The organism is Abyssibius alkaniclasticus (assembly GCF_020447305.1).
In the GTDB taxonomy this organism is placed as follows: Bacteria; Pseudomonadota; Alphaproteobacteria; order Rhodobacterales; family Rhodobacteraceae; genus Abyssibius; species Abyssibius alkaniclasticus.
The window spans coordinates 924,913-949,232 of sequence record NZ_CP095732.1 but is presented as its reverse complement, the minus strand read 5'-3'; the positions used below and the strand labels follow the sequence as shown (position 1 = coordinate 949,232).

General features: G+C 61.8%; 31 protein-coding genes, 1 other RNA gene and 1 pseudogene. 21 read left to right on the top strand and 12 right to left on the bottom strand.

Annotated elements, in window-relative coordinates; translation table 11 throughout:
* Positions 1–47 precede the first annotated feature (47 nt).
* The 7 genes from LGT41_RS04930 (at position 48) to LGT41_RS04900 (ending at position 3,850) form a co-directional block, all read left to right on the top strand.
* Entirely contained in the window at positions 48–407 is a 360-nt protein-coding gene (locus LGT41_RS04930) for a cupin domain-containing protein (protein WP_274128978.1), read from the top strand.
* A gap of 4 nt (positions 408–411) precedes the next feature.
* Positions 412–764, top strand: a transfer-messenger RNA (tmRNA) gene (gene ssrA / locus LGT41_RS04925).
* 78 nt (positions 765–842) lie between these two features.
* Positions 843–1,337, top strand: a complete 495-nt coding sequence (locus LGT41_RS04920; protein ID WP_274128977.1) for an SspB family protein — start codon at positions 843–845, stop codon at positions 1,335–1,337.
* A 68-nt stretch (positions 1,338–1,405) separates the two neighbouring features.
* A complete protein-coding gene (locus tag LGT41_RS04915) occupies positions 1,406–1,978 on the top strand; it encodes a class I SAM-dependent methyltransferase (protein ID WP_274128976.1) in 573 nt (190 codons plus the stop codon).
* Positions 1,979–2,056: 78 nt separating this feature from the next.
* Positions 2,057–3,448 carry a class II fumarate hydratase gene (gene fumC, locus LGT41_RS04910; protein WP_274128975.1) on the top strand — a complete coding sequence of 464 codons (1,392 nt, stop codon included), beginning with the start codon at positions 2,057–2,059 and terminating at the stop codon, positions 3,446–3,448.
* Positions 3,445–3,624 carry a DUF4169 family protein gene (locus tag LGT41_RS04905; protein WP_274128974.1) on the top strand — a complete coding sequence of 60 codons (180 nt, stop codon included), beginning with the start codon at positions 3,445–3,447 and terminating at the stop codon, positions 3,622–3,624. The genes fumC and LGT41_RS04905 overlap by 4 nt, the downstream gene beginning before the upstream one ends.
* Complete coding sequence (locus LGT41_RS04900; protein WP_274128973.1) at positions 3,617–3,850, top strand: ribbon-helix-helix domain-containing protein; 234 nt, start codon at positions 3,617–3,619, stop codon at positions 3,848–3,850. Before LGT41_RS04905 ends, LGT41_RS04900 begins: the two co-directional genes overlap by 8 nt.
* 61 nt (positions 3,851–3,911) lie before the next feature.
* Here the strand turns inward: LGT41_RS04900 and LGT41_RS04895 are convergent, their stop codons facing one another.
* The 4 genes from LGT41_RS04895 to cobU form a co-directional block, all read right to left on the bottom strand.
* Positions 3,912–5,414 carry a YifB family Mg chelatase-like AAA ATPase gene (locus tag LGT41_RS04895; RefSeq protein ID WP_274128972.1) on the bottom strand — a complete coding sequence of 501 codons (1,503 nt, stop codon included), beginning with the start codon at positions 5,412–5,414 and terminating at the stop codon, positions 3,912–3,914.
* 48 nt (positions 5,415–5,462) lie between these two features.
* Positions 5,463–6,341: a glutathione S-transferase gene (locus tag LGT41_RS04890; protein ID WP_274128971.1), complete on the bottom strand. Its 879-nt coding sequence runs from the start codon at positions 6,339–6,341 to the stop codon at positions 5,463–5,465.
* Between the two features lie 73 nt (positions 6,342–6,414).
* On the bottom strand, positions 6,415–6,993 hold the full coding sequence (locus LGT41_RS04885) for a histidine phosphatase family protein (RefSeq protein ID WP_274128970.1): 579 nt from the start codon (positions 6,991–6,993) through the stop codon (positions 6,415–6,417).
* The gene (gene cobU / locus LGT41_RS04880; RefSeq protein ID WP_274128969.1) at positions 6,990–7,520 is read right to left on the bottom strand and encodes a bifunctional adenosylcobinamide kinase/adenosylcobinamide-phosphate guanylyltransferase; all 531 of its coding nucleotides are present in this window, start codon (positions 7,518–7,520) and stop codon (positions 6,990–6,992) included. Before cobU ends, LGT41_RS04885 begins: the two co-directional genes overlap by 4 nt.
* Positions 7,521–7,689: 169 nt before the next feature.
* Here cobU and coaBC point away from each other — a divergent pair, with 169 nt between their 5' ends.
* From coaBC to LGT41_RS04855, 5 genes and pseudogenes are all read left to right on the top strand, one after another.
* Entirely contained in the window at positions 7,690–8,901 is a 1,212-nt protein-coding gene (gene coaBC, locus LGT41_RS04875; protein ID WP_274128968.1) for a bifunctional phosphopantothenoylcysteine decarboxylase/phosphopantothenate--cysteine ligase CoaBC, read from the top strand.
* Positions 8,898–9,347 (top strand): dUTP diphosphatase, encoded by a 450-nt coding sequence (gene dut / locus LGT41_RS04870; protein WP_274128967.1) that lies wholly within the window; start codon positions 8,898–8,900, stop codon positions 9,345–9,347. The genes coaBC and dut overlap by 4 nt, the downstream gene beginning before the upstream one ends.
* Before the next feature lie 16 nt (positions 9,348–9,363).
* Complete coding sequence (locus tag LGT41_RS04865) at positions 9,364–9,804, top strand: RrF2 family transcriptional regulator (RefSeq protein WP_274128966.1); 441 nt, start codon at positions 9,364–9,366, stop codon at positions 9,802–9,804.
* A gap of 12 nt (positions 9,805–9,816) precedes the next feature.
* Positions 9,817–10,770, top strand: a complete 954-nt coding sequence (cysK, locus tag LGT41_RS04860) for a cysteine synthase A (RefSeq protein ID WP_274128965.1) — start codon at positions 9,817–9,819, stop codon at positions 10,768–10,770.
* Positions 10,771–11,559 (top strand): annotated as a pseudogene (locus LGT41_RS04855) (HesA/MoeB/ThiF family protein); the annotation flags it as partial. It lies immediately after the preceding gene.
* On the opposite strand, the gene LGT41_RS04850 reads toward LGT41_RS04855, so the two are convergent.
* Positions 11,480–12,547 (bottom strand): AbrB family transcriptional regulator, encoded by a 1,068-nt coding sequence (locus LGT41_RS04850; RefSeq protein ID WP_274128964.1) that lies wholly within the window; start codon positions 12,545–12,547, stop codon positions 11,480–11,482. The pseudogene LGT41_RS04855 and the gene LGT41_RS04850 overlap by 80 nt on opposite strands.
* A 1-nt stretch (position 12,548) precedes the next feature.
* Positions 12,549–13,535 carry a 2-hydroxyacid dehydrogenase gene (locus tag LGT41_RS04845; protein WP_274128963.1) on the bottom strand — a complete coding sequence of 329 codons (987 nt, stop codon included), beginning with the start codon at positions 13,533–13,535 and terminating at the stop codon, positions 12,549–12,551.
* A 200-nt stretch (positions 13,536–13,735) separates the two neighbouring features.
* On the opposite strand from LGT41_RS04845, the gene LGT41_RS04840 reads away from it, so the two are divergent.
* Together LGT41_RS04840 and LGT41_RS04835 are read left to right on the top strand one after the other, a co-directional pair.
* On the top strand, positions 13,736–14,191 hold the full coding sequence (locus tag LGT41_RS04840) for an SH3 domain-containing protein (RefSeq protein WP_274128962.1): 456 nt from the start codon (positions 13,736–13,738) through the stop codon (positions 14,189–14,191).
* Between the two features lie 22 nt (positions 14,192–14,213).
* Positions 14,214–14,954 (top strand): TerC family protein, encoded by a 741-nt coding sequence (locus LGT41_RS04835; protein ID WP_274128960.1) that lies wholly within the window; start codon positions 14,214–14,216, stop codon positions 14,952–14,954.
* Positions 14,955–14,990: 36 nt separating this feature from the next.
* Here the strand turns inward: LGT41_RS04835 and LGT41_RS04830 are convergent, their stop codons facing one another.
* The 3 genes from LGT41_RS04830 to LGT41_RS04820 are packed head-to-tail and all read right to left on the bottom strand — an operon-like array spanning position 14,991 to position 16,866.
* On the bottom strand, positions 14,991–15,626 hold the full coding sequence (locus LGT41_RS04830; RefSeq protein ID WP_274128959.1) for a YdeI/OmpD-associated family protein: 636 nt from the start codon (positions 15,624–15,626) through the stop codon (positions 14,991–14,993).
* An 11-nt stretch (positions 15,627–15,637) separates the two neighbouring features.
* The gene (locus LGT41_RS04825; protein WP_274128958.1) at positions 15,638–16,351 is read right to left on the bottom strand and encodes a response regulator; all 714 of its coding nucleotides are present in this window, start codon (positions 16,349–16,351) and stop codon (positions 15,638–15,640) included.
* Positions 16,348–16,866, bottom strand: coding sequence for a MarR family winged helix-turn-helix transcriptional regulator (locus LGT41_RS04820; RefSeq protein ID WP_274128957.1), 519 nt, complete (start codon positions 16,864–16,866; stop codon positions 16,348–16,350). The genes LGT41_RS04825 and LGT41_RS04820 overlap by 4 nt, the downstream gene beginning before the upstream one ends.
* Positions 16,867–17,043: 177 nt before the next feature.
* Here LGT41_RS04820 and LGT41_RS04815 point away from each other — a divergent pair, with 177 nt between their 5' ends.
* Both LGT41_RS04815 and LGT41_RS04810 read left to right on the top strand, forming a co-directional pair.
* Positions 17,044–17,910, top strand: coding sequence for a branched-chain amino acid aminotransferase (locus LGT41_RS04815; RefSeq protein ID WP_274128956.1), 867 nt, complete (start codon positions 17,044–17,046; stop codon positions 17,908–17,910).
* Positions 17,911–18,058: 148 nt separating this feature from the next.
* Entirely contained in the window at positions 18,059–18,589 is a 531-nt protein-coding gene (locus LGT41_RS04810; RefSeq protein WP_274128955.1) for a hypothetical protein, read from the top strand.
* Here the strand turns inward: LGT41_RS04810 and LGT41_RS04805 are convergent.
* Positions 18,586–19,509 (bottom strand): ketopantoate reductase family protein, encoded by a 924-nt coding sequence (locus tag LGT41_RS04805; RefSeq protein WP_274128954.1) that lies wholly within the window; start codon positions 19,507–19,509, stop codon positions 18,586–18,588. The genes LGT41_RS04810 and LGT41_RS04805 overlap by 4 nt on opposite strands.
* Before the next feature lie 281 nt (positions 19,510–19,790).
* Between LGT41_RS04805 and rsfS the strand changes: the two genes are divergently transcribed.
* The gene (gene rsfS / locus LGT41_RS04800; RefSeq protein ID WP_274128952.1) at positions 19,791–20,111 is read left to right on the top strand and encodes a ribosome silencing factor; all 321 of its coding nucleotides are present in this window, start codon (positions 19,791–19,793) and stop codon (positions 20,109–20,111) included.
* Positions 20,112–20,114: 3 nt separating this feature from the next.
* On the top strand, positions 20,115–20,585 hold the full coding sequence (rlmH, locus tag LGT41_RS04795; protein ID WP_274128951.1) for a 23S rRNA (pseudouridine(1915)-N(3))-methyltransferase RlmH: 471 nt from the start codon (positions 20,115–20,117) through the stop codon (positions 20,583–20,585).
* On the opposite strand, the gene LGT41_RS04790 is transcribed toward rlmH, so the two are convergent.
* Entirely contained in the window at positions 20,586–21,092 is a 507-nt protein-coding gene (locus tag LGT41_RS04790) for a GNAT family N-acetyltransferase (protein WP_274128950.1), read from the bottom strand. It lies immediately after the preceding gene.
* Between the two features lie 182 nt (positions 21,093–21,274).
* Complete coding sequence (locus LGT41_RS04785) at positions 21,275–21,838, bottom strand: TetR/AcrR family transcriptional regulator (RefSeq protein WP_274128949.1); 564 nt, start codon at positions 21,836–21,838, stop codon at positions 21,275–21,277.
* Positions 21,839–21,998: 160 nt separating this feature from the next.
* Between LGT41_RS04785 and LGT41_RS04780 the strand changes: the two genes are divergently transcribed.
* The 3 genes from LGT41_RS04780 to rpmB all read left to right on the top strand — a co-directional run bounded on the left by LGT41_RS04780 (position 21,999) and on the right by rpmB (position 24,184).
* On the top strand, positions 21,999–22,652 hold the full coding sequence (locus LGT41_RS04780) for a hypothetical protein (protein ID WP_274128948.1): 654 nt from the start codon (positions 21,999–22,001) through the stop codon (positions 22,650–22,652).
* Between the two features lie 128 nt (positions 22,653–22,780).
* The gene (gene meaB, locus LGT41_RS04775) at positions 22,781–23,785 is read left to right on the top strand and encodes a methylmalonyl Co-A mutase-associated GTPase MeaB (protein ID WP_274128947.1); all 1,005 of its coding nucleotides are present in this window, start codon (positions 22,781–22,783) and stop codon (positions 23,783–23,785) included.
* A gap of 111 nt (positions 23,786–23,896) precedes the next feature.
* Positions 23,897–24,184 (top strand): 50S ribosomal protein L28, encoded by a 288-nt coding sequence (gene rpmB, locus LGT41_RS04770; protein WP_274128946.1) that lies wholly within the window; start codon positions 23,897–23,899, stop codon positions 24,182–24,184.
* Positions 24,185–24,320 lie beyond the last annotated feature (136 nt).

Here is a 24,320-nt window from a genome sequence, read left to right as displayed (position 1 = left end):
ACCCCATCATGCTGCGCAATAAATGCGCAGCCCGCAGCGAGGCCATCATGACGCTTGAACACATTCACAACATTACCCGCAGCACAGCGCCCAGCACCGATCAGATCGCGGGTGAAAAGCTGCTATCCGGTGGCGGGGCGACTCAGCTTTGGAACGCGTTTTCCGATGCGAGCGGGCAATTTCATGTCGGTCACTGGGCGTCTGATGCCTGCAAAATGCGGGTGAATTACACCGAAAACGAGCTATGCGTGCTGCTCAGCGGGCGCGCGGCACTCACCGATGAAGCCGGGAATCGCCAGGAATTTGGCCCCCAGCAGCCCTTTGTCATCGAGGCCGGGTTCACCGGCACATGGGAATCGCTTGAACCGGTTGTCAAGATCTATGCAATTTTTGAACCGAACCCCTGATCCGCCCCTTCTCATTTCGCGCTCCAGCGCTTATATTGGCTGTGTTCCCTCGGGAACTATGGCGATAAACGCGCACGTAATAAGCGGATCGGACCCGGGGGCGGTACCCGGCGGCTCCACCAACACTCCCGTTATTGGCGGGCGGAGGGGGCCGAAACAGGATCGACGGACGTCTAAAGGTGTAATGCTTTCGCTCGGCTGACTGCCACCGTTATCGGCGTAAATCGTATAATTGCCAATAACAATTATGCTCCGGTGGCCGTTGCTGCGTAAGCAGTAACCAAACCGAAACCTAAGCCCTTGCGCCTAGCCGCGTAAGGCGGGGTTCGCAGGCACCTGGCAACAGAAGCCTGCACTTCATGCCAAATTCACAATCTATCGGCTTCACAGTGCGCAGAATTGCGTTAAGTTACCCGCATGGAACATGGAGACGGCATGAGCGACGGAATCAATTATGGCAAGCTGATGCATCAGGCGATGCAGGGTTTGCTGCGCACGCTCCTTTCCGATGTGGCCGAGAACGGCCTGCCGGGGAACCACCATTTCTACATTACATTCGACACCACCCATAAAGGCGTGGATATGGCGCCGCATCTGTTCGACCGGCACCCCGAAACCATGACCATTGTCATTCAGGGCTGGTATGACAATCTTGCCGTCATGTCCGACCGTTTTACCGTGACGCTGAATATCGACGATCCGCGCGGGCGCGGCGTGGCTGAACCAATGGTCATTCCCTTCGCCGCCATCCAGACATTTGTTGACCCATCGGTCGAGTTCGGGCTGCGCTTTGATGCCCATGACAGCGACGATGACGATGACTCCGATGACGAGGTCGCGCCGCAGGATGACGATGACGAGACCACCGACAGCCCGCAAAAGGGCCATGACGCCGAGGTTGTAAGCCTTGACAAGTTCCGCAAGCATTAGTCGGAAACAGACTGGAAAGTGCCGCTTCAACCCCTTATCAAAGGCGCGGATCAACCCTCGGGGGCATAATGCAGCAGCCGGTAACACGTAACAAACATTTAGGCTTGTTCACAGCGCAACTTCTGCGCCGCCCGTGGCGCATCGTGGCGCTGGCCCCGTCATCGCGCGCGCTTGGTGACCAGATGGCCGCCGAGATCGACCTTGGCGGCGCGGTTGTCGAGCTTGGTGCAGGCACGGGTAAAATCACCGAATCCATTCTTGCGGCAGGGGTTGATGAAGGCGATCTTGTGCTTTTGGAAATGAACGCGGCGTTCTGCAAATTGCTGCGCCAGCGTTTCCCGCGCGCCACAGTGCTGGACTGGAACGCCCAGCGCGTGGGCGAGGTTGAGCTTGCCAATGTGCGCAGCGTGGTTTCCGGCCTGCCGCTTCTGTCCATGCCCGTGGCTGTGCAAAACAACATTGTCGGCGGCGCGTTCAAGCTGATGCAGCCGGGCGGCGCCTATGTGCAATTCACCTATGGCCCCAAACCCCCTGTTGCCACCCCCGTGCGCGAGGCTTTGGGCCTGACCTGGGAAAAGCGCGACAAGATCTGGATGAACCTGCCGCCCGCGCGCTCTTACGTATTTCGCAAACCGGCCTAGGGCGGCGCGACAATCGCATTGGAAATTCTGTTGCGCGGCGTTAAAGCTGCGCCAAACGCATTGATCGGGAGTATCAAGATGACTGCAACGCGCACCGAAACCGACAGCTTTGGCCCGCTTGACGTGCCCGCCGATAAATATTGGGGCGCGCAAACCCAGCGCAGCATCATCAACTTCCCGATCGGCTGGGAGCGTCAGCCGGTGGCCATCATCCGCGCGCTTGGCGTGATCAAGAAAGCCTGTGCGCTGGTCAATGTGGCGCAGGGCGATATGGATGCGGCGCTTGGCCAAACCATCGCCGCCGCCGCAACCGAGGTGATCGAAGGCAAGTTTGACGATAATTTCCCGCTGGTCGTGTGGCAAACCGGCTCGGGCACGCAATCCAACATGAACGCCAATGAGGTCATCTCGAACCGGGCGATTGAAATGCTCGGCGGGGTCATGGGCTCCAAAAAGCCTGTGCATCCGAATGACCATTGCAATATGGGCCAGTCCTCGAACGACACATTCCCCACCGCCATGCATGTCGCCATTGGCATGATGGCGCGTGATACATTGCTGCCGGGCCTGAACAAGCTGCACGGCGCGCTGGTGGCGAAGTCCGATGAATTCAAAGACATCATCAAAATCGGCCGCACCCATACGCAAGACGCAACCCCGCTCACGCTTGGGCAGGAATTTGGCGGCTATGCGCATCAGGTGGCCAAGGGCATTGAACGGGTAAAGGCCTGTCTGCCCGATATATACGAACTTGCCCAGGGCGGCACCGCGGTTGGCACGGGCCTCAACACCAAAAAGGGATGGGATACGCGCGTGGCGGCCGAAATCGCCACCATCACCGGCCTGCCCTTTGTGACCGCACCCAACAAGTTTGAAGCCCTCGCTGCCCATGATGCAATGGTCATGTTCTCCGGCGCGCTGAAAACCGTGGCCGCCAGCCTGTTCAAAATCGCCAATGACATGCGCCTGCTCGGCTCCGGCCCGCGCTCCGGCCTTGGTGAGCTGATCCTGCCGGAAAACGAACCCGGCTCCTCGATCATGCCCGGCAAGGTCAACCCCACGCAGGCCGAGGCGCTGACAATGGTTTGCGCCCAGGTCATGGGCAACGACGCTGCCGTGGGTTTTGCAGGCTCGCAGGGCCATTTCGAACTCAACGTCTATAACCCGATGATGAGCTATAACGTGCTGCAATCCATGCAATTGCTGGGCGACGCGGCCGCCAGCTTCACCGATCATATGGTGGTTGGAACGCAGGCCAATGTGAAGCGGATCGATGCGTTGATGAAAGAAAGCCTGATGCTGGTGACAGCACTTGCCCCCACAATCGGCTATGACAACGCCACGAAAGTCGCCAAAACCGCGCATAAGAACGGCACGACCTTGCGCGAAGAGGCGATTGCCCTTGGCTTTGTCGATGGTGAAACCTTCGATGCCGTCGTGCGCCCCGAAGACATGATCGGGCCGAAGTGAACGGCAAGCCGATCAACCTGAAGCGCGCGCGCAAATCCGCCGCGCGCGCCGAAGCGGCCCGCAAGGGCGATGAGAATGCCGCACGCCACGGCCAAACCAAGCCCGCGCGCGACCTGCACGCCGCCCGCGCCGCCAAGGCAGCGCGCGACCATGACGGGCATAAGCGCGATGGCTGATGCGCGCCCCGTCAAACATTCGCTCACCCTCAAAGGCCACCGCACCTCGGTCTCGCTGGAAGACCCGTTCTGGCGCGCCTTTCGCCAGATTGCCGCCGAAAACGGCCAGACCATTACCGAGCTTGCCAATGAAATCGACAGCCAGCGCATCGGCACATGCGGGCTGGCCACCGCCATCCGCCTTTATGTGCTGAACTGGTATCAACGCCGCGCCAATCAAGACTGACCCGCCGCCATCTTTTGCTCTAAAATATCCCCGCCGGAGGCATCTGCCCCCACGACCGGCGCTAACCTTGCCCAATTCGATAAGCCACCGCCTCGGCGATATGCGCCTTGCCCACAGACTCCGCGCCCGCCAGATCGGCAATCGTGCGCGCCACGCGCAAAATACGATGATAGGCGCGGGCCGACAGGCTGAACCGGCTGGCCACCTGCCCGAGCAAGGCCAAAGCCGCCGCATCGGGGGCGGCAACCGCGATCAGATGGTCGCCTTCAACCTGTGCATTTGTGGTTATCCCCTTGCTGGCGTAGCGGCTGCGCTGCAGATCACGCGCGGCGGTTACGCGCGCGGCAATGGCGGCACTCGGCTCGCCCGGTTGCAGCTTTTGCAAATCGCTGATCGCCGTGGCGGGCACATCTATGCGCAGATCGAACCGGTCGAGCAGCGGGCCGGAAATTCGGCCCATATAGTCATCGCCGCATTTGGGGGCGCGGCTGCAGGCTTGTGCCGGGTCGCTCATCCAGCCGCAACGGCAGGGGTTGGCGGCAGCAACCAGCATGAAGGCGCAAGGGTAGCGCACATGCGCATTGGCGCGCGCAACCATGACATCGCCGGTTTCCAGCGGCTGGCGCAGGGTTTCCAGCACGGGGCGCGGAAATTCGGGCAGCTCGTCCAGAAATAGCACACCATTATGCGCAAGGCTGATCTCGCCCGGCTTGGCGCCACGCCCGCCACCCACAATCGCCGGCATACTGGCCGAATGATGCGGGGCACGGTAGGGGCGCGTGCGCGAAATGCCGCCCGCATCGAGCAGCCCGGCCACCGAATGGATCATCGAGGTTTCCAGCGCCTCGGCGGCGCTGAGCGGCGGCAGAAGGCCCGGCAGGCGCGCCGCCATCATCGACTTGCCCGCCCCCGGCGGGCCAACCATTAACAGATTGTGCCGCCCGGCGGCGGCAATTTCCAGCGCGCGCTTGGCGCGCTCCTGCCCGCGCACATCGGCCATGTCGCGCTGCCTGTCAGGCGCGCGCACCTCGCCGGGGCTGGCATCGTTCATCACCGCGCGTCCGGCGAAATGGTTGATGATGGCCAGCACGCTTTCAGGCGCCAGCACGCGCGCCGCTTCAACCCATGCCGCCTCGGCGCCACAATCCGCCGGGCAGATCAGCGTGCAATTATTCTCGGCCGCCGCAAGTGCTGCGGGCAAGGCACCCGCAACCGCCACCAACCGCCCGTCGAGCGATAGCTCGCCCAAGGACAGAACCTCGCCGATCTGGTCAATCGGCAATGCCTCCATCGCGGCCAGCAGGGTCAGCGCGATGGGCAGATCGAAATGCGAACCTTCCTTGGGCAGGTCGGCAGGTGCAAGATTGACGGTAATGCGCTTGGCGGGCAGGGCAAGGCCAAGTGCTGATATCGTGGCGCGCACCCGCTCGCGCGCCTCGCTCACCGCCTTGTCGGGCAGGCCGACAATTGCAAAGGCCGGCAGGCCGGGCGAGACCGCAACCTGCACCTCCACAAGGCGCGGCTCCACCCCGTGAAACGCCACTGTATAACTGATCGCCTGCATCCTGCCCCCACTCGCCGCCACGATGCGCCAAACAGGGTTAATTGGGTGTTAACGCCCGGTGAGAAGCGCCATCGTTTCGGGCCAGGCTTCGGGGTCGTGCAGGGTCTTGTCGCGGCAGAAGGGGTTGCAAAAGCCGATGACCTGCCCGTCAATCTCCAACAGCGCATTTGCCGCCACGGGCTTGCCGGAATAGGGGCATAGCGTGTTAATCGCCGCCTTGCCTTCAACAGCCCGCGCGGCAAGCGGGGTCGGGCCGGGCCAGGGGCTGCTGGGCAGGTCAAGGTCATAGCCCGGCTGCACAAAGCCCTCGGCCAGACCCATCGCGCGCCAGCGGCGAAAGGCCGGAAACGCCAGGCTTTTTGCGACATAGGTTTGCGCGCGCGGCCCAACGGGCAGGTTATAGGTTGCGATGCGCGTCGCAACCGGCGCATAGAACACATCGGCCAGCGAATAGTGGCCAAAGAGCCAGCCGCCGCCGCTTTCATCATGCGCCGCGCAGCTTTCCCAAAGCTGTTCAACCCGCGCCACATCGGCAAGCACCTCGGCTTTGGGCGTAAAGCCCGCATAGCTATGGCGCAGGTTCATCGTGCAGGCGCTGCGCAGGGCAACAAAGCCCGAATGCATTTCGGCGACAATGGCGCGGGCATGGGCGCGCGCGGTCGGGGCAGCAGGCCAAAGATGTTTTTCGGGGTAAAGCTCGGCCAGGGTTTCGGCAATCGCCAGAGTGTCCCACACCACCGTGCCGTTGATACGCGCGGCAGGCACCAACCGTGCGGGGGCGAAATCGGCCAGAAGGGCGGCAAATTCGGGCGAATACATGCGCGCCTTGCGGGTGGTGAGCGGAATGTTAAAACCGGCAAAGGCCAGCCAGCCGCGCAGCGACCAGCTTGAATAGGTTCTGTCGCCAATGGCAAGTTCATGTGTCATGCAATCCTCCGGCTTTTCCTCAGAACAGCACAGGGCGCGGCACCCGTCCAATCAGCAATTCTGCGCAATGCCATTACGGGCAGTGATTAACCCGCTCGACGCGCCATTTGCCCGGCGCCAGATAATCGACCCGGCTCAGCGACAGGGGTGCAAGCGTAAAGGAAAACGCCGCGGCGGGCGGCATGGCGGCAGCGCGCTGGATGATCGAGAGCAGCGCGCCGAAATGCGCCACGATGACCAGATCGCCGGTATTGCTTGCGCAAAGCCTGTCGACAGCGCCGGCCACCCGCGCCGCCATCATGTTCCAGCTTTCGCCCTCGGGCGGGGCAATGTCGCCGGGCTGCTCCCAGAACCGGCGCGCCAGCGGGGCGTCTACGGCGGGCAGCGCATCATGCGGCACACCGTCCCAGCGCCCGAAATTGATCTCGCGCAGCGCGGCATCATGCGCAAGGCGCGCGCCGCTGACGAGTGTATCGCCGGTCGTGACCGCGCGGCCAAGGTCGGATGAAATGAGCGGCGCTGCTTCGGGCAGGGCGGCGCGCAACCGCGCAATGGCGGCCCCGTCGCTCAGATCGGCGGGCAGGTCGCGCCAGCCAACCGGCGCTTTGGCATGGGTCGGCCCGTGGCGCACCAGCCAGAGCCGCAGGCTCATGGCAGCTTGCCCTTGAGCGTGAGCGGCAGGCCAGCGGCCACAAAGGTCACCACATCGGCGGCTTTGGCAAGGCTTTGGTTGATCTTGCCCTGCTGGTCGCGAAAGCGGCGGCCAAGCGAGGTTTCCGGCACCAGCCCCATGCCAAGCTCGTTGCTGACCAGCACGATCGGCTGCGCGCAGGCCTGCATCTGCCGCAAAAACAACGCCAGCGCCTCGTCGATATCGCGCTCGGCCTCCATCAGGTTGCTCAGCCACAGGGTCATGCAATCGACCAGAACTATTTCGTCCGCCGCGATCCAGCCCAGCGCATTGGCCAGTTCCAGCGGCACTTCCAGCTCGCGCCAGCGGCCATCGCGGCGCTCGCGGTGGCGGCGGATACGGGCCTGCATTTCAGCATCATCGGCGGTGCAGGTGGCCATATAAACCGGCTTGCGGCCCGATTTCAGCACATGCTGTTCGGCAAAAGCCGATTTCCCCGAACTCGCCCCACCCAGGATGAGCGAAATTTTTGGAAATTTTCCCGACACAGCATCGCCTGTTGTTAACCAATCGCAGGAACATAAACAAAGCCGGGGGCAAAAAAGCAAGCCAAACCTTCACGTTAGCGTCATGGCGCCTGATCGCGGCTTAAATACAGTTAGAATGCGGGGATTGGTATGATATACACCTGTATCTCAGGGTTAACCAGAAGGTGGCATGATGCAGGGTAAATCCATTTTGCTGATTATCGGCGGCGGGATTGCGGCCTATAAATCTCTGCTGCTCATCCGCTTGCTGCGTGAGGCGGGGGTGAAAGTGCGGCCCGTGCTGACCAAGGCAGGCGCCGAGTTCGTGACCCCGCTTTCGGTGTCTGCTCTGGCTGGTGAAAAGCTGAACGAGGCGCTGTTCGATCTGAATGACGAGGCGGAGATGGGCCATATCCAGCTTTCGCGCGCCGCCGATCTGGTGGTTGTGGCCCCCGCAACGGCGGATTTGCTGGCCAAAATGGCGCATGGCATTGCCAATGATCTGGCCAGCACCCTGCTTTTGGCCACCGATAAACCGGTGCTGATTGCCCCCGCCATGAATGTGCGCATGTGGCTGCACCCGGCCACGCAGCGCAATCTGGCGCAACTGGCCGCCGATGGCATTCAACGTATCGGCCCGGATGAAGGCGATATGGCCTGTGGCGAGTTTGGCCCCGGTCGCCTTGCCGAGCCTGCCGAGATTTTCTCTGCCATCGCCGCGCTGCTGGGCAACGGGCCGCTGAAGGGCAAACGCATTCTTGTCACCTCCGGCCCCACACATGAGCCGATTGACCCGGTGCGCTATATCGCCAACCGCTCATCCGGTGCGCAGGGCACGGCGATTGCGGCGGCACTTGCGGCTTTGGGCGCGCAGGTCGAGTTCATCACCGGCCCGGCCAGCGTGCCGCCGCCTTTGGGGGTGAATGTGGTGAAGGTTGAAACCGCGGCCGAGATGCTGGCAGCGGTGGAAAATGCCGCGAAAATAGGGCTTGATGCCGCCATTTGCGCGGCGGCGGTGGCCGATTGGCGCATGGCGGAGCAGACCAGCAGCAAGATCAAGAAAACCGAAAGCGGCGCACTGCCCGCGCTGCAATTCACCGAAAACCCCGACATTCTGAAAACCATCGCAAACTGGGGCAAAAACCGCCCGCGCCTTGTGGTGGGCTTTGCGGCGGAAACCGATGATGTGGTCAGAAATGCCAGCGAAAAGCGCCTTCGCAAGGGCTGTGACTGGATCGTCGCCAATGATGTGCGCCCCGAAACCGGCATCATGGGCGGCGATGAGAATGCGGTGACGCTGATCACTGCGGCAGGTGCCGAAACCTGGCCGCGCGCCGCAAAGGCCGAAGTGGCCAGGCGACTTGCCGCGCGCATTGCCGATGCCTTGGGGGGGCAGGCATGAGCATCTTGCACATTGCCCGCGCCGCATGGGCCGATGCCATGCTACCCCTGCCCGCCTATGAAACCGCCGGGGCTGCGGGCATGGATTTGCGCGCCGACCTTATGGGCGAAAACCTGACCCTGCCGCCGCTGGGTCGTGCGCTGGTGCCCACCGGGCTTCATTTTGAAATTGCGCCGGGCCATGAGGTTCAAATCCGCCCGCGCTCGGGCCTTGCGCTCAAACTCGGGCTGACCATTCTGAACGCGCCGGGCACGATTGACAGCGATTATCGCGGCGAAGTCGGGGTGATCATGGTGAACCTGTCGGATACGCCCGTGACCATCGCACATGGCGAACGTATCGCCCAAGCCGTGCTGGCGCAGGTTTTGCGCGCCAAAATTGTTGAAACCGATCGCCTGAGCCCGACCGCGCGCGGCTTCGGCGGCTTTGGCTCGACCGGAGTGTGAGGACATGATATTGCGCATGACCCGCAAAACCCTGCTGGCCATCGAGGCGGTTCTGGATGTGGCCTATAACGCCCGCCCCAACCCCGTGCAATCGCGCGATATCACCGCACGTCAGGGTATTCCACAGCGTTATCTGGAGCAGGTTTTGCAGCATCTGGTGCGCAAGGGCGTGCTGAAAGGCGTGCGCGGCCCGCGCGGCGGCTATACGCTGGCGCGCGAACGCCGCAAGGTGACCCTGGGTGATGTGGTGCGGGTGATCAGCCAGATGGATGCCGATGAAGATGCCAGCATCGGCGGGGCCGAGCTTGGCACGCAAATCATTGGCCCGATCTGGGAAAAGCACCAGAACGAGTTGCTATCCAGGCTGGATAAGATCAGCATGGAAGACCTGTGCAACCAGGCCCGTGCCGCAGGCATTGGCCGCACAGATGATGAAACCATTGATTTCACGATCTGAGGACACTCGCCCATGCCCATGCCCCCCCGCCAAACCACCTATAATGACATTACCGAAACCATTGGCGGCACCCCGCTTGTGCGCCTGTCGCGGCTTGCCAAAGACGCAGGCGCCAGTGCGGAGATTCTGGCGAAGCTGGAATTCTTCAACCCCATCGCCTCGGTCAAGGACCGGATCGGTGTTTCGATGATTGATGCGTTGGAAGCCTCGGGCACGCTCAAAGCTGGCGGTGTGCTGGTCGAGCCTACCTCGGGCAATACCGGCATTGCGCTGGCCTTTGTGGGGGCGGCGCGCGGCTATCGCGTTATTCTGACCATGCCGGAAAGCATGTCGCTTGAGCGCCGCAAGATGCTGGCGCTATTAGGGGCCGAACTGGTGCTGACCCCGGCTGACAAGGGCGTGAAGGGCGCCATCGCAAAGGCCGAGGAGATTGCCGCCGCCACCCCCGGTGCGATCATCCCGCAGCAGTTTGAAAACCCCGCCAACCCCGAAATCCACATCCGCACCACGGCCGAGGAGATCTGGGCCGATACCGGTGGCAAGGTCGATGTGTTCATTTCCGGCGTGGGCACAGGCGGCACGATTACCGGCGTTGGTTCGGTGCTGAAGGCGCGCAACCCGGCGGTCAAAATCGTGGCGGTAGAGCCCGAAGACAGCCCGGTTCTTTCGGGCGGCGAGCCGGGGCCGCATAAAATTCAGGGCATCGGCGCCGGGTTTGTGCCCGCGATTCTGCGCCGCGAGCTGATCGACGAGGTGCTGACCATCGGCAATGAAACCGCGCTGGAAACCGCGCGCCGCGTGGCGGCCCTGGAGGGTATTCCGGTGGGCATATCTTCGGGTGCGGCGCTTGCCGCCGCGCTTGAAATTGCCGAACGCCCCGATATGGCGGGCGCGCGCATAGTTGTGATCATCCCCAGTTTTGCCGAACGTTACCTGTCTTCGGCGCTGTTTGACGGGATCGGCTGAGCGATGGACCCCGCCGAACTTGACCGCTATGCACGCCATATCGTGCTGCGCGAAATTGGCGGGGCCGGGCAGGCGCGTCTGCGCCATGCGCGCGTGGCGGTGGTGGGTGCAGGCGGGCTGGGTGCGCCGCTTTGCCTGTATCTGGCCGCTGCGGGCATTGGCCATGTCACGCTGATTGATGATGACAGGGTCAGCCTGTCAAACCTGCAACGGCAGGTGATTTTTGCCACAAGCGATATCGGCCAACCCAAGGTGCTGGCCGCGCAGGCCACGCTGGCCGCGCTCAACCCCGGTGTTTCGGTGCAGCCCGTGCAACTGCGGCTTACCGATGAGAATGCCGCAAACCTGCTGGCAGGCCATGACCTTGTGCTTGATGGTTCTGACAATTTTGCCACCCGTTATCTGGTCAACGCCACCAGTGTGGCGCTGAAAACCCCGCTGCTGGCCGCCGCGATGAGCCAGTGGGACGGGCAGATGAGCCTTTATCACCCCGCCAAGGGCGCGCCCTGTTATGCCTGCATCTTTCCCGAAGCACCCGCGCCGGGGCTGGTGCCGAACTGCTCGGAAGCCGGTATCGTAGGCGCTTTGGCCGGTGTGATGGGCAGTATGATGGCGCTGGAGGCAGTAAAATTCATCGCACAGGCAGGCGGTGCCAGCCTTGCCGGGCGCATGACCATTTATGACGGGCTGTGGGGCGAGACGCGCAGCCTTACGGTTGCGCGTCGCGCGGGCTGTTCTGTTTGCGCGGGCCACGGCCCAGAAACAGCGGCACCAGCCCCGTCAGCATGAAAAGCCGCGCAATATGCGCCGCCGCCACAAACCCCGCATCGGCGCCTATCACGGCGCCCATCGCCACCATCGTTTCCAGCCCGCCGGGCGCAAAGGCCACAAGCACGTGCAAAAACGGCTGGCCGGTCATCAGCCCCGCACCAAAGGCCGCGGCACCGGCAACGGCCACGGCCAGCAGGGTTGTCGCCAGACCGGCGACCAGCCCCTTGGCCAAAGCCGCGCGGCGCAGCACCGAAAGCCGGCAGCCAAGCAGCGCGCCAACCGCAATGAGCCCGGCAAGCATGATATCGGCGCTGGGCGCGCCGCGCACCAACCCAAAGACCTGAGCGAAGGTCGATACCAGCATTCCGGCGATAAGCAATGCCGATGGAAGTTTCAGAGCGTTCAGCCCGACACCCACGAAAACCGACACAAACAGCAACAGCGCAAAGCTGACAGAGTTCATGGGCACTGCCGGGGCAAGGGCAGCAAGGCTGGTATCGATCCCCAGCAGCGCGGCCAGAAACGGCACGGTGAAAGACAGCGCCAGCAGCCGGACCGATTGCACGATCGACACGCGCGACATATCGGCTTTGGCATTCGGACCAAAGGACATCACATAGCTCAGATGGCCGGGAACCGAGGCCAGAATGGCTGTGTTGCGATCATAGCCAAACAGCTTTTGCAGCATCACAAGGCTCAGCCACATGATTAGCATAAGCGCGACGCCCAGCACGATAAAGGCCAACGGCCAGTGCAGCATGGCGGCGCTGGCTTCGGCATTCATGCCCGCGCCAATCGCCACGCCAATCACCAGAAAGATGATGTTGCGCATCAATTGCGCCATCATCACCGGCAGGCCAAAATACCCCGCCAGCGCCACAGCAATGGCCGGGCCGGTCAGCATGAACATGGGCAGGTTGATCTGCCGCGCCAGGCCCGCGCCAATCGCGCCGATGGCCAGCGTCATGATGCTGCGCACGATCTCGTCTTGTTTGGGGGCTGGCACGTTAAAGCATACTCGGCAGAACCTGGTCGGGCGGGCGGTGGCCATCGGCATGGGTTTTGATGTTGATGATCACCTTTTCACCCATCTCCAGCCGGCCTTCCTGTGTTGCACTGCCCATATGCGGCAGCAACAGCACGTTGTCCAGCCCGCGCAGGCGGGGGTTGATGTCGTTGCCATGCTCATACACATCCAGGCCCGCACCCGCCAACTCGCCGGCGCGCAGCATCCGGGTAAGCGCGTTCTCATCCACCACCTCGCCCCGGCTGGTATTGACGATATAGGCGCTTGGCTTCATCAGCTTCAGCCGCCGCGCGTTGAGCAAGTGGAACGTGCTGGGCGTATGCGGTGCGTTGACCGACAGGATATCGACCCGCGCAAGCATCTGATCAAGGCTTTCCCACCATGTCGCGGCCAAACGTTCCTCGGTATCGGCATGTAGGCGGCGGCGATTGTGATAATGCACCTGCAACCCGAAGGCGGCCGCGCGCCGCGCCACGGCCTGCCCGATGCGCCCCATGCCCAGAATGCCCAACCGCTTGCCGCCAATCCGGTGGCCCATAAGCGCCGTGGGCGACCAGCCCTGCCATTCGCCCTTTTGCATCAGCAAATTGCCTTCGCGCAGCCGGCGCGGCACGGCCAGTATAAGCGCCATCGTCATATCGGCCGTGTCTTCGGTCAGCACGCCGGGCGTGTTGGTTACAATGATATTGCGGCTCAGCGCGGTTTGCACATCGATATGGTCAAACCCAGCGCCATAATTGGCGATCAGCCGCAGCTGCGGGCCGGCCTGGGCCAGCAGCCGCTGGTCAATCGCATCGCCAAGCGTGGGCACAAGCACATCGGCGCGCGCCATTGCCTCGGCCAGTTCACCGCGGCTGAAGCGGTGGTCATCGCTGTTCAGCGTTACATCGAACAACTCGCCAAGCCGGGTTTCAACCGGTTCGGGCAGGCGGCGGGTCACGATCACTTTGAGGCGTTTGCCAGACATGCGTTTCTCGGTTCCTTTCGCTTGGGTTTACCTGCTATCATCGCATCTGGGCGCGCCTTGGCAATGACAAATCGGCGTCAGATCGGCTTCAGATTCGCCAAAGCAGCGCAAGGTCATGTGCCAGAACGGGAACAAGGGTAACAGGCGGAATGATCAGCACGCGGCGGAAATTTTTGGCAGGTCTGGCCTGCACACTACCTATGGCGGCCATCGCTCAGGATGAATCCGAGCCGGGCGCGGTCACCGGGCTGCCAGTGCCGCGCTTTGTATCGCTCAAATCATCCAACGCGAATGTGCGGCGCGGCCCCTCGCTCAACCACCGGGTGGACTGGGTTTTCCTGCATCGCGGAACGCCGCTACAGGTTACCGCCGAGTTCGACAATTGGCGCCGTGTGCGCGATGTGGACGGGGCCGGTGGCTGGATGCACTACACCTTGCTGAGCGGTGTGCGCACCGCGCTGGTTGTGGCCGACAACGCCCCGCTTTACGCCGATCCGCGCGAAAATTCGGCCATCCGCGCCATGACGGAAAACGGCGTGATCGGCCGCCTTGGCCGCTGCACCGCCGATTGGTGTGAGATAACTGCCGATGGTTACAGCGGCTGGATGCCCAAATCCAATCTATGGGGTGTGGGCCATGACGAGATTCGCAACTGAGACATATTGAAAGACCGACATTATGGACGCGCTCCTCATCCTGTTCAGCCAACCGTCGACTTGGGTTGCGCTTGTCTCGCTGATTGTCATGGAAATCGTGCTGGGCATCGACAATCTGGTGTTCATCTCCATCCTGACCAACAAGCTTCCCGAAGGCCAGCGCGCCCGCGCCCGCCGACTTGGCATTGGCCTTGCGCTGGTATTTCGGCTGGTGCTTCTGGCGGGCATTGCCTGGGTGGTGCAGCTTGACCAGCCGTTCATGGAAATCTTCAGCCAGCCGCTTTCAATCAAAGACCTGATTCTTATTGCGGGCGGGCTGTTTCTGGTCTGGAAGGCGACAACCGAAATTCACCACAATGTCGACCCGCATGGCGATAACGATGTGTTTGACAGCCCCGCCAGCATGGCCTTTGGTGCTGTGATCGCGCAGATATTGCTACTCGATCTGGTCTTCTCGATCGATTCGATCATCACCGCCGTGGGCATGACCAACCATTTGCCGATCATGATTGTCGCCGTGGTCGTGGCCGTCGGCGTGATGCTGCTGGCCGCCACCCCGCTGGCCAATTTCGTGCAAGCCAACCCCACCGTAGTGATGCTCGCACTCGGGTTCTTGCTGATGATCGGCATGACGCTGATCGCCGAAGGCCTCGGCGCGCATGTGCCCAAAGGGTATATTTATGCCGCGATGGCGTTCTCGGCGCTGGTCGAGGGGCTGAATATGTTGCGGCGGCGGCGGGTGAAGTCAAAGTCGGAAGGCTGACCGACAGAGCAAATCATTCGCTTGACGAGGCTGTCGTCACCGCTCCAAAGCGCCCTTGCCCGCGATGATCTTGTCGCGAAACTTCGCAATCCGCTTCACCCGTGTGGATGAATTTTTGGCGCTGTTCAGGTTGAACATATAGCTGCGCTGCCGCCCGGGGGTGAGCGCGTCGAAGGCTTCGGCGAGTTCGGGGTCATCGTCAAGCGCGTTGGTCAGCTCGTCGGGCATGTCGATATCGCGCACAATTTTTTCGGGCTTGATACCGGCTTTGGCATAGCCGATCGCCTCGGCGATATAGGTGCGAATCACCTCCTCTTGCGCGACGACTTCGGCAGTATCGGTGAAGTTGAACTCGGTGGCCACGCGGGCATTCGGGCCGCGTTTTTTCAAAATCCCCTCGGGGTCTTTCAGCAGCGCGGCGTTGAACATGGTCAGCAGAAAATCGCCCCGAAACGCGCCGATCATCGCGATATTGCGGTCTTCATACATATAGCAGGGGTGGCCCCATTTCACGACCTCGACCAGCCCCATATCCAGGCAGATGCGGCGCAGATCGTTCAGCCCGTCAATCCAGCGGCGGGTCGAACAATCGGGCGTGGCAAAGCGCGCACAGCGCCCGCAGCCCTTGCTGAAATAGTCATCGGCAATGGTAATCATCGCATGGTCGGCCATCTTACTCTCCCTTAGTCCGGCACCAGCATATAGCCCGCACCGCGCACGGTTTGCAGGTAGCGGGGCTGCTTGCTATCCGCCTCGATCTTGCGGCGCAGGCGGGTAATTTGCACGTCAATCGCGCGTTCCTGTGTATCACCGCCCGTGCGGCCAAGCTCGTCCACCAGTTCCAGCCGGCTCAGCGCCTGCCCCGGCTGCGCGGCAAATATCCGCATGAGCGCGCTTTCGGTCGAGGTCAGGCGCACGGGCGCATCGCCCGCCCAAAGCTCGGCGCGGCTGATATCGTAGCGCACGGCACCCAGCTGCAACATCCGCGGCGGGCTGGGCAGGCGGGTGTCTTTGGGCACGCGGCGCAGAATGGCATGGACGCGCAGCAAAAGCTCTTTCGGCTCGAAGGGTTTGGCAAGGTAATCATCGGCCCCAAGCTCCAGCCCCTTGATCCGGTCTTCCGCCTCGCCCCGCGCGGTGAGCAGCAGAATCGGCGTGGCCATCGAGCGGCGCAAATCGCGGGTCAGCGTGAAACCGTCTTCGCCCGGCATCATCACATCCATGACCAGCAGGTCAAATTCCAGCCCGGCCAACAGGCGGCGGGCATGGGCGGCGTCGCGCGCGACCGACACCATATAGCCGTTCTTTTGCAGGAATTTCTGCAACAGGCTGCGTATCCGCGCATCATCATCGATGATCAGCAGATGCGCATCCATCGCCGGTGCGGCCCCGTTCATGGCGCGGCATCCATCAGCAGCGATTGCACGATACGTGCGATATCCGGGTCGATCATCTGTTCCAGCACCGTGCGAAACCCGGCCACGGCCTCTGGCCCGGCCTTGGCATAGGCGGCGCGCATCCGCTGGCGCTGCGCGTCTGACAGCTTGCGCTCGAGGTTTTCGCCGGCTTCGGTAAGAAACAGGTTGCGCTGCCTCCGGTCGCGCAGGCCCACGCGGTTTTCCACCAGACCATCATCGATCAACTGGCGCAGCACTCGGTTCAGCGATTGCTTGGTCACACCCAGAATGCCCAGCAATTCATTCACCGTCAGCCCGCGTTTGCGCCCGATGAAATGGATGGCGCGATGATGCGCGCGCCCATATTCCATCGTTTCGAGAATCATGTCCGGGTCGGCCGTGAAGCCGCGATAGGCAAAGAACATCAGCTCGATGCCCTGGCGCAACTGGTCATCGGTCAGAAACAGAAGCTGCTCTGACCGGGTCGCTTTGGAATTTATGCCTGGCGCGTGCATGTTTGGCCTCGCTGTTTCGGTCGATCACAGTTTATGTCAGTTTTATTGACATGATAAGGGGGCAATGTTAGGCCTGCAATCAGTTTCGCAAGAATCTGTCGCATTGCGCGGCAATTCAGCAACATTCGCAATATCCCGTTGGCGCAAAAACCGCGACGGAAACAAAGGATCAGGCTCATGGCAGCGTATAGTGACCGCGACGGTTTTATCTGGATGGATGGCAAATTGCAGCCCTGGCGCGAGGCCAATGTGCATATTCTGACCCATGCGCTGCACTATGCCAGCTCGGTATTTGAGGGCGAGCGCTGCTATGATGGCAAAATCTTCCGTGGTCGCGACCATTCGGCCCGTTTGCTGAAATCGGGCGAGCTGATCGACATGGACATCCCCTATTCGGTGGATGAGATCGAGGCCGCCAAGGCCGAAGTTTTGAAGGCTAATAACTGGGACAACGCCTATATCCGCGCCGTTGCATGGCGCGGCGCGGGCGAGGATATGGGCGTTGCATCCAAGCGCAACCCGGTGCGCATGGCCATCGCCGCCTGGGAATGGGGCAGCTATTATGGCGATGCAAAGATGAAGGGCGCCAAGCTCGACATTGCCAAATGGAAGCGCCCCAGCCCCGAAACCGCGCCAAGCCAGGCCAAGGCCGCCGGGCTTTACATGATCTGCACCATGTCCAAACACGCCGCCGAGGCCAAGGGCTGTTCAGATGCGATGATGTTTGACTATCGCGGCTATGTGGCCGAGGCGACGGGCGCCAACATGTTCTTTGTGAAAGACGGCGAAGTGCATACGCCCCTGCCCGATTGCTTTTTGAACGGCCTGACCCGACAGACGGTGATCGGCATGTTGAAAGACAAGCAGATCAAGGTGCATGAACGCCATATCATGCCCGAAGAGCTGGAAGGCTTTCAGCAATGCTGGCTGACAGGAACGGCGGCGGAAGTCACGCCCGTGGGCCAGATTGGCGACTATAATTTCGAGGTTGGCGCGATGGCCCGCGATGTGGCCGAAAGCTACGAAAAGCTGGTCCGCGCCTAGGCATGTGCCTTGCGGGCGGCGCTGGCGCTGCCCGCATTCAATTATTTCGCGCAAGATTTGATTCCATGCTAAGCTTGCGCCGGCCAATTACGGCCGTGCATATTTTTGGCGCATTGTATTCGCGCCGATCCTTTTCATGGAAACGCACATGCCAAATGATTCTGACGAAAAAGCCAAAAAGCTGGTCAAGGACCTCGAGAAGGGCTTCGACAAGCTCGACAAGCAAATAACGAAAGCCACCAAAAAGTTGCCGCGGATGGAGTTCATCCCCGAACTGACCGAGAAAAACCGCAAGGCAACGCTGTCTTTCTTGAAGAAAACCGCCGCGTTTGACCGGTTTATCGGCGGGCGCGAGGCGGAAAACCTGGGCGACAACGTAAAGCCACAGGCCGAGTGGATGAAGGCGCTTCTTGCCAAGATCAAACCCTTGGCCGACCAAATGCCCTGGGCGCGCAAAATGTCCAAGCTCAATGTCGAACGCGAACCCGGCAAGCTGGCGGTTGCGCTGAAACGCGTAAAGCCGATGCTGCCCTCCAAAAAGCTTGCCGAAAAGATGAAAGAGCTGAAAAAGGGCGAAGGCACCGACATGCCGGGCCTGAACCTGCTGCCCACCATCATCATCATGTATGCAATGATGGAGGAATGGCGCGCCGCCAAAACCGCCAAGCCCAGCGGCTAGGCTTTCCGCCCGTTACGGTAGGGTTGCAGCAGCGCATAAAGCGCGCCGTTCAGCGGTGCTGCCACACCATTCTGTGCGGCCAGACGCACAACCGCGCCGGAAACCCACTCCACCTCCAGCGGGCGGCCATGTTCAATATCTATGGCGGTCGAGGCGCGGCCCTGTGGCGGCAGGGCTTCCAGCGCATCCCAGATCCGGCCCTCGATACCCGGCTCCAGCGCCACGCCTTTGGCGCGACCCAAGGCAACGGTTTCGGCAAGCACCGCTTTGGACATGTCCTTCAGCGCCGGATTTTCGAGCATATCGCCCACGGTGCAACGCGCCGTGGCCGTAATGCCCGACAGGGCCGAGAACAGCGCAAACTTCCACCACACTTCGCGCTGCACATCATCGGTATGTGGCGCGCTTGAGCCGGCATCGTTGATCGCCGCCTGAAAGGCCGCGATACGCGCCGACGGGCGGCTATCGCGCTCGGCAAAGATAAAGCTGTTGAATGCGCCGGTTTGCGTTATCACCCCCGGCGCGGAAATCGTGGTCGACACTTTGGCAACGCCGGTCGCGACATGCTGTTCAGGCAGGATTTCCAGCAAACGGTCGCTCGCCTCCACCCCGTTCAAGAACGGAATGACCAGCGTATCCGGCCCCAGCATGGGCAGGCAGGCGCGCGCGGCATCGGGCAGGGCATCGCCCTTCACGCCAAAGACGATCACATCGACCGGGCCGATTTCGGCGGGATCGTCGCTTGCCTTCCAGGGCTGCACCGTTTCGCGGCCTGCGGCACCCTCCAGCGTCAGACCCTGCGCGCGAATGGCGTCCAAATGCGCACCGCGCGCGATTGTCGCCACCTGATGGCCGGTTCTGGTCAGCTTCACCGCCAGAAACCCGCCAATGCCACCGGTTGCCATTGTTGCAATTTTCATATTTCACCCCACATTCCTTATGCGCGTTCAGCCCCGTCCGGTGCCAGAACGCGCAGCATAACACGCAGCTTGCGCGCCTGCCGGAATATCTGCGGCGGTTTGCTGCCGGCTTTGGCGCGTGGCATCGGGCCGGGTTGAGTGGCCCTTGCCACTGTGCTAGGGCAAAGTAATCAGGCCCGATCCGGGCGAAATCAGGAGGATGCGTTCTGTCGGAACGTCTTGTTGCGGAAAGCCCCAGCGCACCGCCCGCCCGCAGTGGCGATAAAACCCAAAGCGACGCCATGCTCGCGCTTGTTCTGGCCGCGCTTGACGATGACAAGGCCGAAGATGTGGTCGCAATCCCGCTTGCAGGCAAGTCATCCTTTGCCGACCATATGGTTGTCGCCTCGGGCCGCTCGTCACGCCAGGTGTCTGCCATGTCCGAAAAGCTGATGGATCGCGTGAAGGAAAAGATCGGCCAGACGCCGCGCGCCGAAGGGCGTGAAACCGGCGACTGGGTGCTGATCGATTGCGGCGACATCATCGTGCATCTGTTCCGCCCAGAAGTGCGCGAGTTCTACCAGCTCGAGAAAATGTGGCAGGACCTGCCCGCCACGCGCTAGACGATGCGCGTGCTGATTTGCGCGATCGGCCGCCAGAAGGGCGGGCCCGAAGCGGCGCTGATCACCGATTATCTGACACGGTTTGAGCGCACAGGCCGCGCGCTTGGCCTTGGCCCCGCTGAAATTGTGGAGCTGGATGACCGCAAAGGCGGCGGCATGGCGGCCGAGGCAGATTTGCTGCGCACCGCCATTCCCAGGGCCGCGCGGATCATGGTGCTGGATGAGCGCGGCAAACAGCCCACATCGCCGCAATTTGCCGAAACGCTGGCCGGCTGGCGCGACACGGACAACCGCGAGCTTGCGATTCTGATCGGCGGTGCCGACGGGCTGCACCCCGGTTTGCGGGCGCAAGCCGATTACGCGCTGAGCCTTGGAAAGATGGTCTGGCCGCATATGCTGGCGCGCGTCATGCTGGCCGAACAGCTTTACCGCGCAGCGACCATTCTGGCGGGCGGGCCGTATCATCGCAGCTAATCAGCGACGCATAACCGCCGGGCGCGGCACCTTCATCGGCAAGATCAACCCCCATTGCGTTTTCTGCGGCGGACCGAACGGTTCAAACCCCAGCTTCGTATAAACAGCAATTGCGCGCGCATTCTGCGGATGCGGGTCGGTTGCGATGACGGGCGCTCCGGCTTCAAAGAGCATCCGCAATCTTGCGCCGATAAACGCGGTCCCATGCCCAAGCCCGATCATGTCCGGCGCGCCAATATACTGGTCAATCCCGCGCGACCCTTCGGGAAGCTTGGCAAAATGGTGATCATCCCAGCCATGCACCGAATAGTCCTGCATGAATGCGAAGGGGCGCCCGGCATGTGAAACAATCCAGCGCGCGACCTTCGGATCAGCCAGTTTCGCCCTGTCAAAAGGCGCATCTGAACCCCACCATTCCCGGATATGCGGGCGCGATTGCCATGATTCGAGCAAATCAAGATCATCCAGGGTCAGGTTGCGAAAACTGTAATGGGCGGCCGTCATCATCCGGCCAGTCTAACACTGCGCCGCGTGTTGGACAGAGCCTTGTGGCCGCATAAGGGCGAATCTCTGCTGCTGCCCAACGACGAGTCTTGCACCACCAGCCGTGATGGGTTTGCCGAAGCAAAGCATCGCGCGCGTGCGGATCGCGTTTCGCAACGCATATTTGGCCACCTCCCAGCCCCCCGTCAGCCCTGGCTGGCGCTGCGGTGTGGCGGCGCGCCAAGACTTCCCGCAGCCATTTCGCGGAACATCGCCTCGATCTCGCAAACCGGTTGCGGTGTTTCGCGCTCAAGCCACCAGCGCGTGAGTGAAAGCAGCATATCGACCAGCAATGTCGCCCGGAGTTCGCGGGGGATGCCTGACGGGCTGACGGGCGGCAGCGATTCCAGGGCTTTCGCCCCCAGAATGCGACGGGTTGCAGCCGAAACGATCGGGGCGGCCTGGCTGCGCATCATCGCGCGATAGAGCAACCGGTGCTGCAACGCATGGTCCAGAAAATCCGCAACGAAACCAGCCTTCTGCCCGGCCCCGCTAGCGCCCAGATCGGCTTCGAGCTGCGCAAAGCCGCTGCGCAGCAGGTCGTCCTTGCCTTGGAAATGCTGGTAAAAAGCCGAGCGCCCGACATCGGCGGCTGCACAGATATTTGCCACGGTGATTGTCTCGTAGCTTTGCGTCACCACGATCTCGAACAGCGCCGATTGCAGCGCCCTTCTGGTGCGACGCACGCGCCGGTCTTCGCCGCGTGTCATGCTGTTTGCCCTTCGTTTCCAAACATCGCCCCGCCACTTGTCCTTTAACGCACGTATTTCTGTTTGGTGTAGATTTCTCATTTTGCCGCTTTGCGCCAATTGTGGAGTGTCATCCTGAAACGGACAGATGTCCATAAATATTGCAGAAAGGAACGCCGCAATGACACCCGCGCATATGATATTCATCCCCACTGTCTTCCTGCTGGGCGTGCTGGCCGGTCTGCTGCTGACATCGCTTAGAACGGGCGGCCTGCCGGTTCTGCTGACGCTTGGGCTGGCGCTTGGCACATTTGGCATCACCCACCTGACCGAATTGCCAATCGGTGCCGGTGCCGTAGCCGCCGCAACGGGCGGGGCGCCGCTTTTCGACCAAAGCCCGTCGTTCCAGGCATCCGACGTGCTGGAGCGGATTGAGCTTTTCGGAAGTCGGGGCCGCGAGGCCTATCTTTTGGAAACCTATACCGGCGATGTTCTGTTCCCGCTGACCCTGCTTGCCTTTCTCCTGACACTTGGCCGGTTCGCCGCCAGTCAGATGCAGCCCGCAGCCTGGCACCATTTGTTCCGCGCCATCCCCTTGGTCTGGTTTTCCGTCGACATGCTTGAGAATGGCATGATCCATGCACTCCTGCTCGGCTATCCTGCGCCGTCACCCCTGCTGGCCGCCCTGCTTGGCCCTGTGACCACGGCCAAATTCGTGCTGCTGGCTGTGTCGATATTCGGGCCGCTTCTGGTGCTGGGCCGCACTATTCTGCGCCAAAGAACATCGAGCAACACGAAACCCAGCCCGGATGCACAGCTACCCGCCAAGACCTGAACAAGCCTGTGAAGAAGCGACCTTTGCGCATTGTTTGATCGCGTGGACTGCCGCGCCAGATGCTCCATGCGAATTGCAATTTCCCCACAATAATGCCATGCCGCTTGCATAGAAATGCAAGGCAAACCATGTCGGTCGATCCACCTTCACAATCTTTGGCACAGGCCGTGCTGCAAGGCGAGCGTCGCGCCCTGGCGCGCGCCATTACGCTGATCGAAAGCACGCGCGCTGATCATCGCGCGCAAGCGGCAGAGGTGCTGGCCGCTTTGGCCGGGGCGGGGCAGGCGGCCATTCGCATCGGGCTGTCCGGCACGCCGGGGGTTGGCAAGTCGACCTTCATCGAAGCCTTTGGCCTGCATCTGATCGCCCAAGGGCTGCGCGTGGCTGTGCTGGCGGTCGACCCAAGCTCAACCCGTTCCGGCGGCTCTATTCTGGGGGACAAGACCCGTATGGAGCTGCTCAGCCGCGCGCCCGAGGCGTTCATCCGCCCCTCGCCCAGCCAAACGGCGCTTGGGGGCGTGGCCCGGCGCACGCGTGAATCCATCGCACTTTGTGCGGCGGCGGGGTTTGATGTGGTGCTGGTGGAAACGGTCGGCGTGGGCCAGTCGGAAACCATTGTTGCCGAAATGACCGATATCTTCGCCCTGCTGCTGGCCCCGGCGGGTGGCGATGAATTGCAAGGTGTCAAACGCGGCATCATGGAGGTGGCCGACCTGATCCTGATCAACAAGGCCGATGGCGATCTGGAAGCACAGGCAAGGCGCACGGTGGCCGATTATGCCGCTGCACTGCGCCTGTTGCGCAAACGCGCGCACGACCCAGAGGGTTTTCCCCGTGCCATGCCGGTTTCCGCCCTTACGGGTGCCGGGCTCAAGGAAGCCTGGCAGGCCATGCAATCGCTGTTTGCGGCGCGCCAAAGCCAAGGCAGCATTGCGCGGCGGCGCAAGGAGCAGGCGCTGGAGGGGTTTCGCCGCGCGGCGGGTGACGGGCTGCTTGCACAGCTAAAATCCGACCCCGCCATCGCCCGCGCCTGGGCCGAGGCCGAGGCGCGGGTTTCAGGCGATACCGCCAGCCCCGATGCCGCGCTGAGCGCGCTTTTGGATGCGCTTGCCAAACGCCTTGGCGCCGGCTGAGCAAATCGACGCGAATCCCTTGACGCCCCGCGGCTTTGCCCCTAAAGAAGCGCTTCAAGATTTATGGGCAGCCCGGCGCAGCCCCAGACACCATATGTGAAGGAGACGGACATGTCCCGTCGTTGTGAACTGAGCGGCAAAGCCGTGATGACTGGCAACAATGTCAGCCATGCCAATAACAAGACCCGCCGCCGCTTTTTGCCGAACCTGAATGATGTGACGCTGGCTTCGGACACGCTTGGCCGCAGCTTCAAGTTCAAGATCGCCGCATCGACGCTGCGCAGCGTCGACCACCGTGGCGGGCTTGACGCCTATCTTGCCAAGGCAAAAGACGATGTGCTGTCGGATGCCGCGCTTAAAGTGAAGCGCGAGATCGCCAAACAGGCCACCGCCGCCTGAGCCATCGGCTTTGCACGAAATTTAGCCCCGTCAGCCCGGCTGGCGGGGTTGTTTCGTTTGTCGCATGGCCCTTTGCGCCAAGTCGGGCCAGACACCCCAACCACTAAGTGGCTTTTTGCCGATGCCGGGCGCTGCG

Excerpts from the sequence above, each read along its gene's own strand:
- LGT41_RS04830 (WP_274128959.1), bottom strand. The coding sequence starts at position 15,626 with ATGGCCGACCATGCGATGATTACCATTGCCGATGACTATTTCAGCAAG.
- LGT41_RS04890 (WP_274128971.1), bottom strand. The coding sequence starts at position 6,341 with ATGACACATGAACTTGCCATTGGCGACAGAACCTATTCAAGCTGGTCG.
- LGT41_RS04835 (WP_274128960.1), top strand. The coding sequence starts at position 14,214 with ATGGACGCGCTCCTCATCCTGTTCAGCCAACCGTCGACTTGGGTTGCG.
- rsfS (WP_274128952.1), top strand. The coding sequence starts at position 19,791 with ATGCTCGCGCTTGTTCTGGCCGCGCTTGACGATGACAAGGCCGAAGAT.
- LGT41_RS04785 (WP_274128949.1), bottom strand. The coding sequence starts at position 21,838 with ATGACACGCGGCGAAGACCGGCGCGTGCGTCGCACCAGAAGGGCGCTG.
- LGT41_RS04840 (WP_274128962.1), top strand. The coding sequence starts at position 13,736 with ATGGCGGCCATCGCTCAGGATGAATCCGAGCCGGGCGCGGTCACCGGG.
- cysK (WP_274128965.1), top strand. The coding sequence starts at position 9,817 with ATGCCCATGCCCCCCCGCCAAACCACCTATAATGACATTACCGAAACC.
- LGT41_RS04915 (WP_274128976.1), top strand. The coding sequence starts at position 1,406 with ATGCAGCAGCCGGTAACACGTAACAAACATTTAGGCTTGTTCACAGCG.
- LGT41_RS04810 (WP_274128955.1), top strand. The coding sequence starts at position 18,059 with ATGCCAAATGATTCTGACGAAAAAGCCAAAAAGCTGGTCAAGGACCTC.
- coaBC (WP_274128968.1), top strand. The coding sequence starts at position 7,690 with ATGATGCAGGGTAAATCCATTTTGCTGATTATCGGCGGCGGGATTGCG.
- LGT41_RS04895 (WP_274128972.1), bottom strand. The coding sequence starts at position 5,414 with ATGCAGGCGATCAGTTATACAGTGGCGTTTCACGGGGTGGAGCCGCGC.
- LGT41_RS04780 (WP_274128948.1), top strand. The coding sequence starts at position 21,999 with ATGACACCCGCGCATATGATATTCATCCCCACTGTCTTCCTGCTGGGC.
- LGT41_RS04815 (WP_274128956.1), top strand. The coding sequence starts at position 17,044 with ATGGCAGCGTATAGTGACCGCGACGGTTTTATCTGGATGGATGGCAAA.
- LGT41_RS04865 (WP_274128966.1), top strand. The coding sequence starts at position 9,364 with ATGACCCGCAAAACCCTGCTGGCCATCGAGGCGGTTCTGGATGTGGCC.
- LGT41_RS04825 (WP_274128958.1), bottom strand. The coding sequence starts at position 16,351 with ATGAACGGGGCCGCACCGGCGATGGATGCGCATCTGCTGATCATCGAT.
- LGT41_RS04820 (WP_274128957.1), bottom strand. The coding sequence starts at position 16,866 with ATGCACGCGCCAGGCATAAATTCCAAAGCGACCCGGTCAGAGCAGCTT.
- dut (WP_274128967.1), top strand. The coding sequence starts at position 8,898 with ATGAGCATCTTGCACATTGCCCGCGCCGCATGGGCCGATGCCATGCTA.
- meaB (WP_274128947.1), top strand. The coding sequence starts at position 22,781 with ATGTCGGTCGATCCACCTTCACAATCTTTGGCACAGGCCGTGCTGCAA.
- LGT41_RS04900 (WP_274128973.1), top strand. The coding sequence starts at position 3,617 with ATGGCTGATGCGCGCCCCGTCAAACATTCGCTCACCCTCAAAGGCCAC.
- LGT41_RS04805 (WP_274128954.1), bottom strand. The coding sequence starts at position 19,509 with ATGAAAATTGCAACAATGGCAACCGGTGGCATTGGCGGGTTTCTGGCG.
- rlmH (WP_274128951.1), top strand. The coding sequence starts at position 20,115 with ATGCGCGTGCTGATTTGCGCGATCGGCCGCCAGAAGGGCGGGCCCGAA.
- rpmB (WP_274128946.1), top strand. The coding sequence starts at position 23,897 with ATGTCCCGTCGTTGTGAACTGAGCGGCAAAGCCGTGATGACTGGCAAC.
- LGT41_RS04920 (WP_274128977.1), top strand. The coding sequence starts at position 843 with ATGAGCGACGGAATCAATTATGGCAAGCTGATGCATCAGGCGATGCAG.
- LGT41_RS04845 (WP_274128963.1), bottom strand. The coding sequence starts at position 13,535 with ATGTCTGGCAAACGCCTCAAAGTGATCGTGACCCGCCGCCTGCCCGAA.
- LGT41_RS04885 (WP_274128970.1), bottom strand. The coding sequence starts at position 6,993 with ATGAGCCTGCGGCTCTGGCTGGTGCGCCACGGGCCGACCCATGCCAAA.
- LGT41_RS04930 (WP_274128978.1), top strand. The coding sequence starts at position 48 with ATGACGCTTGAACACATTCACAACATTACCCGCAGCACAGCGCCCAGC.
- LGT41_RS04790 (WP_274128950.1), bottom strand. The coding sequence starts at position 21,092 with ATGATGACGGCCGCCCATTACAGTTTTCGCAACCTGACCCTGGATGAT.
- fumC (WP_274128975.1), top strand. The coding sequence starts at position 2,057 with ATGACTGCAACGCGCACCGAAACCGACAGCTTTGGCCCGCTTGACGTG.